Origin of the sequence: Marinobacter sp., assembly GCF_035268745.1 — a bacterium.
Lineage (GTDB): Bacteria > Pseudomonadota > Gammaproteobacteria > Pseudomonadales > Oleiphilaceae > Marinobacter.
Genome location: NZ_DATFKH010000057.1, coordinates 20,609 through 35,672, shown reverse-complemented (window position 1 = coordinate 35,672; position 15,064 = coordinate 20,609). Strand labels below are relative to the sequence as shown.

General features: G+C 57.8%; 10 protein-coding genes. 3 read left to right on the top strand and 7 right to left on the bottom strand.

Going from position 1 to position 15,064, the window contains the following annotated elements:
* Nucleotides 1-19 precede the first annotated feature (19 nt).
* Nucleotides 20-2,692, bottom strand: a complete 2,673-nt coding sequence (locus VJ956_RS04935; protein WP_324082259.1) for a hypothetical protein — start codon at nucleotides 2,690-2,692, stop codon at nucleotides 20-22.
* A 263-nt stretch (nucleotides 2,693-2,955) separates the two neighbouring features.
* Here VJ956_RS04935 and VJ956_RS04930 point away from each other — a divergent pair, with 263 nt between their 5' ends.
* Genes VJ956_RS04930 through VJ956_RS04920 form a run of 3 tightly spaced genes read left to right on the top strand, consistent with a single transcriptional unit; the run spans nucleotide 2,956 to nucleotide 8,315 of the window.
* Nucleotides 2,956-4,212, top strand: coding sequence for a hypothetical protein (locus tag VJ956_RS04930; RefSeq protein ID WP_324082257.1), 1,257 nt, complete (start codon nucleotides 2,956-2,958; stop codon nucleotides 4,210-4,212).
* 6 nt (nucleotides 4,213-4,218) lie between these two features.
* The gene (locus VJ956_RS04925; protein ID WP_324082255.1) at nucleotides 4,219-6,750 is read left to right on the top strand and encodes a LamG domain-containing protein; all 2,532 of its coding nucleotides are present in this window, start codon (nucleotides 4,219-4,221) and stop codon (nucleotides 6,748-6,750) included.
* 11 nt (nucleotides 6,751-6,761) lie between these two features.
* Nucleotides 6,762-8,315, top strand: coding sequence for a hypothetical protein (locus VJ956_RS04920; RefSeq protein WP_324082253.1), 1,554 nt, complete (start codon nucleotides 6,762-6,764; stop codon nucleotides 8,313-8,315).
* Between the two features lie 22 nt (nucleotides 8,316-8,337).
* Here the strand turns inward: VJ956_RS04920 and VJ956_RS04915 are convergent, their stop codons facing one another.
* The 6 genes from VJ956_RS04915 to VJ956_RS04890 form a co-directional block, all read right to left on the bottom strand.
* A complete protein-coding gene (locus VJ956_RS04915; protein ID WP_324082251.1) occupies nucleotides 8,338-9,321 on the bottom strand; it encodes an FAD:protein FMN transferase in 984 nt (327 codons plus the stop codon).
* Between the two features lie 373 nt (nucleotides 9,322-9,694).
* Nucleotides 9,695-10,507, bottom strand: coding sequence for a triose-phosphate isomerase (gene tpiA, locus VJ956_RS04910; protein ID WP_324082249.1), 813 nt, complete (start codon nucleotides 10,505-10,507; stop codon nucleotides 9,695-9,697).
* A gap of 33 nt (nucleotides 10,508-10,540) precedes the next feature.
* On the bottom strand, nucleotides 10,541-11,842 hold the full coding sequence (gene eno, locus VJ956_RS04905; protein WP_324082247.1) for a phosphopyruvate hydratase: 1,302 nt from the start codon (nucleotides 11,840-11,842) through the stop codon (nucleotides 10,541-10,543).
* 324 nt (nucleotides 11,843-12,166) lie between these two features.
* Nucleotides 12,167-13,894: an ABC transporter substrate-binding protein gene (locus tag VJ956_RS04900; RefSeq protein WP_414674384.1), complete on the bottom strand. Its 1,728-nt coding sequence runs from the start codon at nucleotides 13,892-13,894 to the stop codon at nucleotides 12,167-12,169.
* Between the two features lie 81 nt (nucleotides 13,895-13,975).
* Complete coding sequence (locus VJ956_RS04895) at nucleotides 13,976-14,248, bottom strand: DUF2160 domain-containing protein (protein WP_324082245.1); 273 nt, start codon at nucleotides 14,246-14,248, stop codon at nucleotides 13,976-13,978.
* Between the two features lie 11 nt (nucleotides 14,249-14,259).
* Entirely contained in the window at nucleotides 14,260-15,015 is a 756-nt protein-coding gene (locus VJ956_RS04890; RefSeq protein ID WP_324082614.1) for a carbohydrate ABC transporter permease, read from the bottom strand.
* Nucleotides 15,016-15,064: the final 49 nt, after the last annotated feature.

Sequence of the window (15,064 nt, the reverse complement as noted above, 5' to 3'; positions counted from 1 at the left end):
AGTGGTTTATCCGGTCCATTCAGTTTACCGGCGCGTCAAAGGGGTTGTTGTAATATTGCCCACCGATATCCAGCCATTCGGAAATCAGCCGCAGTTCGGCGGGGCTCAGAAAACCCTCATGAGGTCCATTTTGCCGGAACCGGCTGAAGAAGCGGTTACTGGCTCTGGCACCTGCCGTAGACATGCTGGCAGCGACGGGGACCGGTTCCAGTATCGGGATCTGGTTACCAGCGCCGTCAAGCAATGGCTCACCGGTGTCCTCATCCCGTAAAACCTCGCCGGTGGGTACCTGTATGTCTGCCAACAGTCCGCCATTGACTTCCTGCGCATTGTCACCGGAAAGAAGCTCCCGGTAAGACTTGAAATGAGCCGGTTCGAGATCAGAGGGGCCATCGCTGAGGTCCAGTTGTGCTTCTGGAACCTGCACGTTACCTGCCGCATCCTCATTGCTATGGCAGCCGGTGCAGGTGTAATTGTCAATCGGCTCTTGCGCTTCATTCAGAACAAGCCGCTCCCGCCCCCAGATCGGGTGAATATGCTGCTCGTAATTGATTATGATGCGACAGGCAGTGGCCCATTCCTGTGCGCACTCCGGCAGGACCGGCGCTGGTGTTCCCAGGTTTGCGTAGGAAAGCGTAAACGGTTGGCCGGGTGTTGCAAGGGATGGATCTGTCCATTCATCCACATAAACCAGATCGGGGCCGGGCATCCGGGTTTTCTTGTCAGGATCGGGACTCTGCGCCCAGGTCTGGGCCATGGTATCGCCCGGTTTCTGCATCGCCAGCACGGCAAGGGTGTTGGGAAAAGGTATGCCTTGCGTTGGTGCACCGGCATATACAGACTCAGGCGCCGCATCCGGCCTGCCGTGCGGAACATCACTCGCGGGATCGTGACAGCCGTTGCAGGTGACGACCTCCCCCGGCCGCAGGCTGAGCCAGTTCTGGTGCCGGCCATCCATCCGCTGGCCCTGGTCATCCAGAACGCTGATGGCGAACGCGATATTCGCTGGCACGGCAACACGCACAGAGCCGTCCGGCTCTATCGGTACGTATCCGACAATTTCCCGCATGGATTGCGCCCCGCTCACGCCAAAGGCCGTGTTATCGACCTCCCGCACGGTGTCATCCGGAATAGAGACCGGTTTCTCGATGCGCAGGAACCGCGCGGGCAATTCATCCGGCGACACCATGGCCGGGTTGGCCGTCTGCGCAATACCAGCCTCAGTGGTATCGACGCCATCCACGTCGTAAACGCTGCGAATCTCGAGAATGCCGTAACCGTTGTCCGCCAGGGCAGCGGCCTCATTCATGGGTTGTGCTTGCGGAATGAAATCCGGTAACGGGCGCTCGCGGACCAACACCGCCTCATCAATTTGTCGCCCTTCATCGGCAGGCTCAATGGGCCGCTGGGTCTGCGCGCCAGTGTCCAGCAACCAGAGCCCGTACGCAGGCTGCGCAGCCTCATAGTCACCGGACGCCACCCGCTCACTGTTGCAGCCCAGAATGGTGCCGTCTCCGCCGATCAGCCTGAGGCGACAGGGGCTCCAGCTGATCAGGTAGCGACCGCTGCCGTCCAGTAATGGCGACACCGACCCATAGTTGCCATTAAGCGAAATGGCGTCGCCAGCGTCAAGACCGCCAACCAGCGGCGACTGGCCAGACCCGGGTGAACCATCAACCGCAAGGCCGGTTTCTACAAAACCGGCAGTATCAATGGTTGTGGGGATAGCACTGAAGTTGGCGGTTTCAAGGGGCCGCAAGGCAGCCAGAATGCGACCGTTGTCGCTCAGGCGCGGACGCAGGAACTGAACATCGGTATCGAGGTTATCCGGATTATGGGAATGCCGGCCGAAAATATAGGTCAGACCGGTACCGTCCGGGTTCACGCGATACAGGTTGAAACCGTTATCCCTGGTCTGCCCGGCATTATCCCAGCGGCTGAACAGGATGGTGCCGTCATCCTGCACCAGCGGGTCCAGGTCATGACTCTGGTTAAAGGTGATCTGCTCGATGTTTGCGCCGTCACCGTCCATGACATGCAGGACGAATGCCGGCACATTACGCTCTTCTTCCAGTGCTGCGTACTGCGGCTTGTTCTGCAGCCTGCCCTCGTCCAGAAGCACGGCCCTGGACGCACGCTGGCGGGTCGACGAAAACACGATGCGGCCGTCCGGCAGGTAGGCAGGCGCGATGTCCTGACCCTCTGCGGCGGTGACATCTGAGGCAATCAGCCGTTCAAGGCTGTTATCAGCAACGCTGTATTGCCAGATATTCCAGGTTGGCTGGTCTTCCTCATCGGCACCCTCAATTTCCGGCGCGCGCATGGCGAATACCACCTGCGAACCATCAGCAGACACCGAGAGATCTTTCACATCGTAAGGCAGTGCACCATTGCCATTCATCGTTCCGGTTCCGGAGAATGCCCGGGAGGAGATGTCTCTGGCCACTGAATCGGGCGCGGCGCGGTCTTTCAGCAAAAGGCGGGCACCGGGGCGGAAGGTGGCAGGCTCCGCCACGTTATCGCCCACGAGCGAACCATCGTTGTCATCAAACAGCAGCGGCCGTTCAACAAAGACGACCGGATTTTCAACAGCAACCGGGTCTGTTGCGTCACCACCGCTGTTGGCAAGACAACCTGCCATCAGGGCCGGAGCCAGTATCAGCAACAGCGCCCGCAGTGCACGCCAACGCACAGATGCTGCCGCCGCTGAGGGCCGCGACTGCCAGCAACCTGTTATGTTATCTCTCATTATCAAGGTCAACGTCAGTAGTCCTCATCGGTCCTGAAATCCCTTTCATAACCTAATGCCTGTGACTGCAAGCGCTCCAAGGCTTTTGTGTGACGCAGTGTAATAACGTGACCTGCCACGCAAAAGCACCGGCTATAACTCGACTAAGCTCTGAAAAGCGGTAGAATCAGCGTAAAGCTTGACACCGAACGACACCGGGGAACGCAATGATGACAGTCTTTCAGGCAGCCAGGCAACTGGTTTCACGGACTTTGGCCATAGCTTTCCTGGTAATCATTACCGGGGTTCAGGCCCCGCAGGCGGAGGCCGGAGCACGAGAGCAGGCCAAACGTATACATGACAGGATTGCCGGAGTACCACCATCGGCGGCCAAGCTTGCTGAAATGGAGCAGCTGTTACAGGGCGGCAATGCCGTAGCCGCCGCGGAACTGGCACTGCAGGACCCTGCCTTTTACGACGTCACCCTGAAAAACTTCGTCGCGCCCTGGACCAACGAAGCGATGTCTCCATTTGTGCCACTGAATGATTACACTGCCACCGTGATAGGAATCGTCCGTGACACTGACAGCGCAAATATCGATTTCCGGGATGTCCTCCAGGGGGATATTCTTTACAAGGGCGCCTCGAATCTGAATATTGCGCCCCATTCAAACAGCAACAATGCCCATTACGAAGAGCTTGAGGCCTCTGGTCTGAGCCTGAGCGACCCCACCGTCCTGGAACGCACTTCGCAATCCGCGATGAATACCGAACTGCCGCCGGATGCCACGGCGGGGGTGATAACGACCCGGGCGGCAGCACGCGCATTTTTCAGCGCCGGTACCAACCGCGCCATGTTCCGGTTCACCCTGATCAACCATATGTGCAACGATCTGGAACAGGTGGCGGACGTCTCCCTGCCACCTGACCGCATCCGCCAGGACGTATCCCGCAGCCCCGGTGGTGACAGCCGCGTGTTCCTGAACAACTGCGTCGGCTGCCACACCGGCATGGACCCGATGACCCAGGCCTTCGCCTATTACGATTACGAATACGACCCGGACAATGATCCCGACGGCGAACAGGGGCGGCTGATCTACAACGCCACCGGCGAAATCAACCCTGAAACCGGCACTCGCGTCGTGGCAAAGTACCACATCAACTCCACTACTTTCGAACAGGGCTTCGTTACCCCTGATGATCGCTGGGACAACTACTGGCGCTCAGGAGCCAACCGGCGCCTGGGCTGGGATACCGGGCTGCCGGGATCTGGCAGCGGCGCCAAAAGCCTGGGCCGGGAATTCGCCAATTCCGATGCCTTTGCCCAGTGCCAGGTAACCAAGGTGTTCCGCAACGTCTGCCTTCGCAGCCCGGGTAACGCCGAGGACATCGCAGCGGTAAACAGCATCGTGACCATCTTCAAGCAGGGCTACAACCTGAAAGATGTGTTCGCCGAATCCGCCGCGTACTGCAAGGGGGCGTAAGAGAATATGAACATTATCCGTTGTTCCGGAATCCGCCCCACCCATGCCTTGCTGGCCCTGATTGCCTCTGCCCTGCTACTGAGCGGCTGTGGCGGCGAGTCCACCGAATCACTGCCGGATACCACAACCGGAAGTACCACCGTAAGCTACAGTGGCCCGGTACCGGCCACCGATGATGTGCTGAATTTCAAGCGCAGCATCTGGGACAATCTGGCGCCACAGAACCGGTGCGGTTCCTGCCACAATGATGGTGGCCAGTCCCCCCAGTTTGTTCATCAGAACGACATCAACATCGCTTACGCCCGGGCCAATACGATTGTAAATCTGGCGGACCCGTCCCAGTCCCAGCTGGTTACCAAAGTGGCCGGTGGTCACCAGTGCTGGCTGGAAAGCACGACAGCCTGCGCCGATATTCTCACCGCTTACATTGTCAACTGGGCGGATGGCGCTGAGGGTTCAGTCAAGACCGTTGAGCTTCGCGCCCCGGCCATCAAGGATGTCGGCAACACGCTGGCGTTCCCGGAAGATTCCAGCGGCTTCGCAACACATGTTTACCCGCTCCTGACGGAATACTGCAGCGAATGTCACACCGGCAGCGGTCAGACCCCCTACATTGCCAGTGCCGATGTGGCAATCGCCTATGACCAGGCGAAGAGCCGGATTGACCTGGGCGACCTTGAAGACTCCGACAATAATCCGGTCCTGCTCGCGGATGCCTCTTCGCGGCTGGTCCAGCGCCTGAGGGACGAGCAGCATAATTGCTGGGATGGCAGTTGCACTGACTCGGCAATGATCATGCTTGCGGCGATACAGAATTTCATTGCCACGCTCGGCGAACCAGAGCCGATAGCGGAAAATCTGGTCACCAGCAAAGCCCTGAATCTGAACCAGGACGGACTGCTGGCGAATGCCGGCGGCCGGTTTGAAGACAACGTCATTGCGCTCTACGAATTCAAGACCGGAGAGGGCCAGACTGCCTTCGATACCAGCGGTGTCGCCCCTGCCCTGGATATGGCCCTGAGCGGCAATGTCGGCTGGGTTGGCGGCTGGGGCGTTGAATTCGGGCCTTCGTTTCAGAACGAAAGCGGTGCCACAGTCAGCGCTGGCAAGGCCCAGGGTTCAACCGAGGCCAGCAGCAAACTCCACGCCCTGCTGACAGGGTCCGGTGAATACAGCCTTGAAGCCTGGGTGGTGCCGGGCAACGTGGTGCAGGAAGATGCCCGGATTATCACCTACTCCGGCAGCTCAACAGCCCGTAACTTGACCCTCGGGCAAACCGAACAGCTCTATGACGTGCTGCACCGCAGCACTACAAGTGACCAGAACATGGCTTTCTCGACCGAGAACAATCCGATGCTTCTGCAGGCAACACTGCAGCATGTGGTGGTCAATTATTCCCCGGGCAAAGGCCGTGAAATTTTCGTGAACGGCCAGGCTACCGGTGACCTGGATCCGGACGACCCGGGCCTGCTGACCGACTGGGATGACACCTTTGCTCTGGTCTTTGGCAACGAAACCGACGGCAACTCCCCCTGGGAAGGCGCTCTGCGTATGGTGGCCATTCACAACCGCGCCCTGACCCCGGAGCAGGTCCAGGTCAATTTCGAAGTTGGCGTCGGCCAGAAGTTCTTCCTGCTGTTCAGCGTTTCCCACCTGATCGACGGCATGGACCAGAGCTTTATCGTCTTCGAGGTAAGCCAGTTCGACAGCTTTGGTTACCTGTTCTCCAATCCCTTCTACATCGACCTTGACGATGAAAAATCGCCGTCCGCGGTTCCGCTCGAAGGTATGCGGATCGGAATCAATGGCAGAGAACCCGTGGTGGGGCAGGCTTTCGCCAACCTCAACCTGACCCTCGGCGGCGCTGACTATCAGCCCGGTAGTGGCCAGCCATTGTCCCGGCTTGGTACCGTCATCGCCCTGGAGGACGGACCGGATGCCGACGAATTCTTCCTGACGTTCGAACGGCTTGACGAGCGCAGGGACGTCCGCAGCGAGGGCCTGTTGACAGCCCAGCCAGAGCCGGTCGACCTTGAACCGGTATCGGCGATTGGCCTGAAAACCTTCGATGAGGTGAACGCGTCCATGTCAAAAGTCACCGGTATTCCGGTAACGGCCGAGGCCGTGGCCACAACATTCACCAAGGTCAAACAGCAGCTGCCCACAGTCGAAAACATCGAGGGTTTCCTGGCATCCCATCAGATGGCAATCACCCAGATGGCGATCCAGTACTGCGACCTGCTGGTATCGGATCAGAGCCGCCGGAACGCCTTTTTCCCGGACTTCAGTTTCACCGAAAATGCGGCGACTGCTTTCGATGTGGCTGGCCAGGCCCAGGTCACCGGTCCGCTTATCCGTGAATTTGTCGGCGAAAATCTTGCAACCCAACCGGCCAATACCGCCATTGAAAATGAGCTTGGCGGACTGATGACGAAACTGTCCGACTGTGGCGGCAGTTGCCCGCCCGGGCGCACCGAAACCGTTGTCAAGGCAAGCTGTGCGGCTGTTCTCGGCAGCGCCACGACACTGATTCAGTAGGAACCATGACCATGCTTATTAAAAGTCAGCGTAAGCGCGCTAAATCCTTTGAAGAGCCGCTGTTTCACCCGGACCATGCCCGGCCGAAAACCCGCCGGGAGTTTATTGCCCAGGGATTCATGGCCGGCGCGGCCACGCTCTCCGGGGCGGCCATGCTCAACCTGCTGGCACCGGGCAAAGCGTTTGCACTTTCCCAGGAACTGGAAGACAGAAAACTGGGTTGTGGTATCCGGACTTCCGGAGGTGGCAAGGTTCCTTTTATCTGTTTTGACCTCGCCGGCGGCGCCAACATTGTGGGCTCGAACGTGCTGATGGGTAAATCCGGCGGCCAGTTTGATTTCCTCAGCACGGCGGGTTACAGCAAACTGGGCCTGCCGGGAGACATGCTTCCCGATCAGCCCCAGTTTGTGAACCAGGAGTTCGGACTGGCATTCCATTCCGACAGCGGTTTCCTGCGCGGGATGCAGGACAGCACATCGATTGGCGCCCGGGCGTTTATCAACGGAGCTGTTATCGCGGCCCGCTCGGAAAACGACACCGGCAACAATCCCCATAACCCCATGTACGGCATCCTGAAAGCCGGAGCGGATGGCGAACTGCTGTCGCTGGTAGGCTCCCAGAGCTCTGAAAGCGGCGGCAATTCCATGGCGCCCATGAGCCTGGTCAACCCCAAAGCCCGGCCAACCAAGGTGGACCGTCCCACCGATGCCACCGGCCTTGTGGATGTCGGCGACCTGACCTCGATTCTGAATCAGAGTGACGCCGTGTCAGTGCTGGAATCGATTCGCAACATCAGCCTCAACAAGCTCAACCAGGGCGCAGTAAGTACCGGCCTGGCGAATGACGCGGACATCAAGAGCCAGGTGGATTGCGGCTATATCAAAAGCGCTCACCTGATTGAGGAATATGGCGATCCTGCCGCCGTTGATCCGTCGAGGGACCCGGAAATCGTCGGCAGCACCGGCATTTTTACCGACGCAGAATTCAACGGCAACAACCGCCTGAGCCGGGAATTCCGCAAGACCGCTTCGGTGATGAAGCTGGTTCAGAACCAGTACGCCGGGGCCGGCACCATTACTCTCGGTGGCTACGATTACCACACCGGCGAGCGTGCAACTGGCGAGTCCCGGGACTATCTTGCCGGACGCTGCATGGGAGCCTGCCTGGAATACGCTCACCGGACCCAGACCCGGCTGATGCTCTATGTTTTCAGTGACGGTTCGGTTTCCAGCAATGGCCGGCTTGATGATAGCGAAGGTGGCCGTGGTAAAGGCGAATGGACCGGGGACAACCAGCAGACGGCGGCCTCTTTCTATCTGGTATACAACCCCACCGGCAAGCCTGTTGCCCGCAACCAGCAGATCGGTTTCATGCGGTCGGACGCATCAGTGGAAACGGCTTCCAGCCCGGCCGCCAATAACGTGAACCAGCTGGTTCAGACAGTGGTATTGAATTACATGGCGCTCAATGGCGAGGAAGGCCGGTTCGAAGAGGTGATGAACGGCCACGGCCTGGGCAGCCCCCAGAGTCGCGACCGGCTGGTAGGCATAGAGCCACTGGGCTGATACCGGCCCGCCCTGACTGGAATCAGGAATCTCCGGCCGGGGGCATCAGCCCGCTGGAATAATGTACCTGCCTGAGCTCATCGACGATCACTGCGTCAATACCGCTTAGGCGGTTAATCAGGGTCAAGCCCCTGCCCGCCCCCAGCACGAAAACCGCCGTCGACAGGCCATCGGTGGTCAGGGCGTCATTGCCCAGAATGGTGACACTCTGAATCCCCTTTGCCGGCTTGCCGGTCGCCGGCGAAAGGATATGATGGACACGCTCTCCTGCTTCATCAAAGAAAAAACGCTGATAATCTCCGGACGTGGATATCGCAACATCGGCCAGCGGCATGACCAGTACATTGCGGCTTTCCGATCGCGGATCCTGTATACCGACTATCCAGGGTTTACCGCGTTTGTCGCCCAGCAATCTCATATCGCCGCCGGCGCTCAGGCGGGCATGGCGGACGCCCCACTCTTTCAGCAGTTCAATGCCAGCGTCCACGGCATAACCCTTGGCGATACCACCAAGATCAATGCGAGTGCCCGATTTGCGAAACTCCACGGTCTTCTGGTCCGGACTCAGCACCACATCCCGATAGTCAATGCTGGCCAGGCGCCTGGCGATTTCGTCATCAGACGGCTTCTGGCGTTTGCGATAGTCGTAGAGATAGCCCACCGAGCCGAAGCTGATATCGAATGCGCCGTTACTGAGTTCTGACACTTCCCGGGCTTTCTGCAGAATCCGGAACAGGCCGGCGCTGACAGCGACCGGTCCATCCGCCGCCTGCCGATTGACCCGGGATACCTCGGAGTCCGCCCGGTAGCGGCTGAGCTGACGATCAATCCGGTCAAACAGCGCCAACACCGCTTCCCCGGGTGCCGTTGCTTTAGCGGAATCCTCAACCCAGTATTCCATCTCAATGGCCGTGGTCATTGCGGTGCCGGAGACAGTGACCCACTCCCCCCTGGCGGGGCTCACCGCGAGCAGCAAAACCATTGTAACGATAACCACAGCCGGCATGTCGGACCTCTTTTCAGAATGTCTTGTCTGGCGGCCCATTTTAGTTGCCGTTCCAAATCTCCCGCCGCTCGTCAGTCATTATCCACAAACGGTCATCGCTATAAAATGATATCGGTGTTCAGGAAGCCGGAGAAACGACCCTTTACGATCCCATTAATCAGCTCCTTGTCCTGATCGCCCGCTTTCGTGGCCAGTGTGTCCACAAGATGTCCCACCTGTTCCGGGTCACGCCCGAAGATGCTCAGTTGTTGGCCAATTTCGCTGGCTTGAACACCACCGTATTACCCATAATCAGGCCGGAACTTTTCCGGGACGTCGGCAAGAACCGGGAAAAAATCATGCACCCGTGTTGCGATATCCAAATGCCGCTGCTCTATTCCATTTGAAATGAGTCAACTGCGTCGCAGGAGCTATCTGTCTGGGTAACCGTGTTTGCCAGCGCAGCACCAATGCCTGAAAACTCGTCTGCCTTCAGGGACGCGCCACCAACCAGACCACCGTCAACTTCCGGAGACTGAAACAGTTCCGCAGCATTGGCGGCGTTTACACTGCCGCCATAAACGATGCGCGTGGACTGCCCCGCACCTGCGGCGCAGTTTTCCAGAAACTGACGGATAGCCCGGTGAGTTTCATTGACCTGGTCCGGTGTTGCTGTCCGGCCAGTACCTATAGCCCAGACCGGTTCGTAGGCGACAATGCAGCCGGCAACCGCAGCCATTCCATTTTCATCGATAACGGCTCGCAACTGGCGCTCCACGACTTCCTCTGTCCGGCCCTGCTCCCGCTCTTTCAGGGTTTCACCAACACACAGCACAGGAACCATTCCGCAGGCTTTTATCTGCCGGAACCGGGCAGCTGTATCATTGTCAGACTCGTGATAAAGGGAGCGACGCTCAGAATGACCGACCAGAACGTAACGGCATCCCATTTCCGCAAGCATGGTAGCGCTTACCTCCCCGGTATGGGCGCCGGACGTCGCGCAGCTGACGTTCTGTGCCCCCAGTGCAACACCCGTGTATCCCAGCAGGTCCCGCACCTGAAACAGGTAGGGAAACGGCGGGCAGATTGCCATATCGATGGTTTTACAAAACGGCCGTATTCTAGCGAGCACCCGGACAATCAGCGCCTGGTTGGAGTGAAGGCTTCCGTTCATTTTCCAGTTGCCAATCAGGATCGGCTTTCTCATGGTGTGTCTCCTGTAATTCCTGGCTTTGATTTCTCAGCTGTCAAGAGCGCAGCGAATTGCACCGACGCCGGGATAAAAAGCGTCAGCTCCCAGGTGCTGCTCAATGCGCAGCAGCCGGTTGTACTTCGCCACCCGGTCCGAACGGCACAGAGATCCGGTCTTGATCTGGCCTGCTCTGGTGGCCACCGCGAGATCGGAAATGAAGGTATCTTCGGTCTCTCCGCTGCGATGGGAGATGACCGCGGTATAACCAGCATCCTGGGCCATTCCGATGGCCTCAAACGTTTCTGAAAGTGTGCCGATCTGGTTGAACTTGATTAGTACCGAGTTGGCAATGTTCCGTTTGATGCCTTCAGCGATCAGGGCGGTGTTGGTCACGAACAGATCGTCACCCACCAGTTGCACACGCTCACCGAGTTTTTCGGTTAACAGCTGCCAGCCGTCCCAGTCATTCTCATCCATACCGTCTTCGATCGAGGCGATAGGGTATTGTGTTGCCAAGTCCGCCAGGTAGTCGGCAAAGCCTGCCGAACCGAAGCTCTCTCCAGCGCCGGACAATTCATATTTGCCGTGGTGATAGAACTCGGAAGCCGCGCAATCCAGCGCCAGTACGATGTCGGTTCCGGGGCGGTAACCCGCTGCGGTTACCGCTTCCAGAATGAGGTCCAGCGCTTCTTTGCTGGAACGCAGGTTGGGTGCAAATCCGCCCTCATCACCGACAGCGGTGGAGAGTCCTCTCTTGCTGAGCAGGGCTTTCAAGGCATGAAAAGTTTCCACACCCATGCGCAGCGCTTCACTGTAATTCGGTGCACTGACGGGCTGGATCATGAACTCCTGCAGGTCCACGGTATTGTCAGCATGGGCACCGCCATTGATGATATTCATCATCGGTACCGGCAGAACGCAGGGCGAGGAGTAACCGTAAAGCTCGGCAAGGTAGCGGTAGAGCGGCTGCTGGCGGTAATTTGCGGCCGCACTGGCAAGGGCCAGAGAAACCGCAAGAATGCCGTTGGCCCCGAAACCGGATTTGTTGTCGGTACCATCCATTTGGCGTATCAGCCGGTCAATCACCAACTGATCAAAAACCACCCGGCGTTCAAGGGCTGGGGCAATGTGGCGGTTGACAGCGTTTACGGAATCCAGCACACCTTTGCCGTTGTAACGCTTGGGATCACCGTCGCGCTTTTCCAGAGCCTCCCGGGAACCAGTGGATGCACCGGAAGGGGCCCGCCCCTGCCCGACGACGCCGTTTCCCAGTTCAACGTCCACCTCTACTGTCGGAAAGCCACGGGAGTCCAGAATTTCCCGGGCATGTACGGATCGGATACGTTCCATAATATTTAACCTGTCTGATCATGTTGTTTTTATAGGATCACAGCGATTGTATTATTCGTTAACGAACATTAACAAGCGAAAAAGAACATTTTTAAATATGATTTTGTTATATCGGAAATCAGAAGAATTACCCCGGGCTTTGAAAATTCGTGTATAAGTGTGGCAGGAGTCATATAAAATGACCGGAGGCAACAGCTGACCGAATATTCGCAAACGAACTTTCAGTGGCTGTCGGGGGTGTTCATAGCAGTAAACGCAAACACCTGGCCCCTGCCAGCCCACGAAATCGCGGGCTGGCAGGGCCAGTCATGGGTTGGATTCGCCTTATTTGGCCATCCACTCTTCCATCATCTGATCGTACGGCTTGGTCTTGCCCTGGGGTTTTTCGTTCTCCAGCTCCGGCTTGGGTGCGCCGGGCTGATCCAGCCAGTACTGCTCATCACGAGGTTCGTTGAGGATCGGAGCGTATTTCGAGAACACGTCCGCACGTGCCAGACGTGACATGGTGCGGTCCATGGCCTGGGCCAGGTCATCCAGTGCTGCCTTGGGCGTTACTTCACCATTGACTGCTGGTGCCAGGTTCTGCCACCACAACGGGGCGAGACGCGGATAGTCCGGCACATTGGTGCCTGTCGGCGTCCACATGCTCTCGTTTTCACTGCGGTAGAATTCCACCAGACCGCCAAGCTTGGGCGCCAGTTCGGTCATTTCGTCCGAGAAAATGTCGGAACGACGAATGGGCGTCAGGCCAGCGATGGTTTTCTCCAGGGACACCGTCTTGGAAACCGTGAACTGGGCAAACAGCCAGGCGGCCGTGCGACGCTTATCGGGAGTGGAGCTGAAGAAGGTCCAGGAACCCACGTCCTGATAACCGACCTTCATGCCCTCTTGCCAGTAGGGACCAGTCGGAGACGGGGCCATACGCCACTTCGGGTTACCTTCATCGTCGGTAACCGGCAGGTCGGGATCGGTCATGTCCGCGGTGAACGCGGTGTACCAGAAGATCTGCTGGGCAATCTGGCCCTGGGCAGGTACCGGGCCGGCCTCGCCAAAGGTCATGCCACGGGCACTTTCCGGTGCATAGTCCCGCAGCCACTCAACCATTTTGGTGAGGGCATATACCGAAGCCGGCGAGTTGGTGGCACCACCACGGCTGACACTGGCACCAACCGGATTGCCGCTCTCATTCACCCGGATGCCCCAGTCGTCCACCGGGTTGCCGAAAGGCACTCCCTTGCTGCCCATGCCTGCCATGGAGAGCCAGGAGTCGTGAAAACGCCAGCCCAGGGAGGGATCGCGACGACCGTAATCCATGTGACCGTAGACACGCTCACCATCGATTTCCTGGACATGAACACTGAAGAATTCGGCAATGTCCTCATAGGCAGACCAGTTTAGAGGAACCCCAAGGTCATAACCATAGCGCTCCTGGAACTGATCCTGCAGATCCTCGCGGGCAAACCAGTCAGCGCGGAACCAGTAAAGGTTGGCGAACTGCTGGGTCGGCAGCTGATAGATCTTGCCATCGGGCCCTGTGGTGTACTGCAGACCGATGAAATCATCCAGATCCAGGTAAGGGTTGGTGAAATCCTTCCACTCGTTGTCCATCGCATCCGAGATGGCGATGGTCTTGCCATAACGCAGGTGGGTACCGATGGCATCCGAGTCGTTGACAAACGCATCATAGATGTTCCGGTCGGACTGCATCTGCGTCTGCATGGTATCCACCACATCACCTTCACCAATGATGTTGTGCTCAACGTTAATGCCGGTGATGTCAGTGAAGACTTCGGCCAGCACTTCCGCTTCGTAGGTGTGGGTGGTCAGGCCTTCTGCCACCGTTTTGATATCCATACCACGGAACGGCTCGGCGGCCTTGATGAACCACTCCAGCTCCCTGAGCTGCTCTTCCCTTGACAGGGTTGAGCGCTGGAAGTGCTCATCCAGAGCCTTCTCAGCCGCCGCCCGGTAGTCCTGCGCATATACCTGCGACGATGCCAGGAGAGCCCCTGAAACCATCAGCGAAAGGTAATTGATTTTCTTGTTTTTCATACAGACCTCATTTAGCTTTGTTTGCATCCCTGTAAGAAGGTAAGTCCTTTTATTTGAATTGAAGAGCCTCTGAACAGCTCCCTAACCCCAGCGCATCAGAATGACCATCCATGCCACAGAAACTGCTGTTGCCCACAAAACATGAGCGTCAGTCACTCCCAGATAGGCGAGGTGAATGAACGCACTGGTCAGCAGGCCAATGAACAGCCGATCACCACGGGTCGTGCTGATCGGCAGGAAGCCTTTTCGCTCAATACTGGGCGAAAAGTACTGCCATACGGTCATGCCCGTCAGAATCAGGGCAATTGAAATAAAGAATCCTGCCGTCGGGCCGGTCCAGTGCATCCAGCTCATAACAAGCCTCCTCAGGTACGGCCCAGGGCGAAGCCCTTGGCAATGTGATTACGAACGAAATAGACCACGGCAATGCCAGGCACAATGGTAAGAACACCAGCCGCTGCCAGCGTGCCCCAGTCGATTCCGGACGCGCCCTGGGTTCGGGTCATGATGGCCTGAATAGGCTGAGCGGAGGTAGCCGTCAGGGTTCTGGCCAGCAATAATTCGATCCAGGAAAACATGAACAGGAAGAAAGCGGTCACGCCAATACCGGAGCGAATCAACGGGATGTAGATCTTCACGAAGAACTTCGGAAAGCTGTAGCCATCGATATAGGCGGTTTCGTCGATTTCCTTGGGTACACCGCTCATAAAGCCTTCCAGAATCCAGACCGCAAGTGCGACGTTGAACAGGGTGTGCGCCAGCGCCACAGCGATGTGGGTATCGAACAGCCCTACCGATGAATACAGCTGGAAGAACGGCAGTGCGAACACGGCGGGCGGCGCCATCTTGTTGGTCAGCAGCCAGAAGAACAGGTGCTTGTCGCCCACGAACTTGTAGCGGCTGAAGGCATAAGCGGCCGGCAGGGCCACCGTCAGGCTGATGGCCATGTTCATGAACACATAGGTCATGGAATTCACATAGCCCATGTACCAGCTTGCGTCGGTCAGAATCCGGGCGTAATTGTCGAACGTCAGATTCTGTGGCCAGAAACTGAGTTCGCCGAGGATCTCCGAGTTGGTCTGGAGCGACATGTTTACCAGCCAGTAAATCGGCAGGATCATGATGATCAGATAAACAATGAATGCGATGCGTGATTTCACGTCTGTCCCC

What these genes read in the sequence shown, in the direction of transcription:
- VJ956_RS04930 (WP_324082257.1), top strand. Translation starts at nt 2,956, where the DNA reads ATGATGACAGTCTTTCAGGCAGCCAGGCAACTGGTTTCACGGACTTTG.
- VJ956_RS04925 (WP_324082255.1), top strand. Translation starts at nt 4,219, where the DNA reads ATGAACATTATCCGTTGTTCCGGAATCCGCCCCACCCATGCCTTGCTG.
- VJ956_RS04920 (WP_324082253.1), top strand. Translation starts at nt 6,762, where the DNA reads ATGCTTATTAAAAGTCAGCGTAAGCGCGCTAAATCCTTTGAAGAGCCG.
- VJ956_RS04915 (WP_324082251.1), bottom strand. Translation starts at nt 9,321, where the DNA reads ATGCCGGCTGTGGTTATCGTTACAATGGTTTTGCTGCTCGCGGTGAGC.
- tpiA (WP_324082249.1), bottom strand. Translation starts at nt 10,507, where the DNA reads ATGAGAAAGCCGATCCTGATTGGCAACTGGAAAATGAACGGAAGCCTT.
- eno (WP_324082247.1), bottom strand. Translation starts at nt 11,842, where the DNA reads ATGGAACGTATCCGATCCGTACATGCCCGGGAAATTCTGGACTCCCGT.
- VJ956_RS04900 (WP_414674384.1), bottom strand. Translation starts at nt 13,894, where the DNA reads ATGAAAAACAAGAAAATCAATTACCTTTCGCTGATGGTTTCAGGGGCT.
- VJ956_RS04895 (WP_324082245.1), bottom strand. Translation starts at nt 14,248, where the DNA reads ATGAGCTGGATGCACTGGACCGGCCCGACGGCAGGATTCTTTATTTCA.
- VJ956_RS04890 (WP_324082614.1), bottom strand. Translation starts at nt 15,015, where the DNA reads ATGATCCTGCCGATTTACTGGCTGGTAAACATGTCGCTCCAGACCAAC.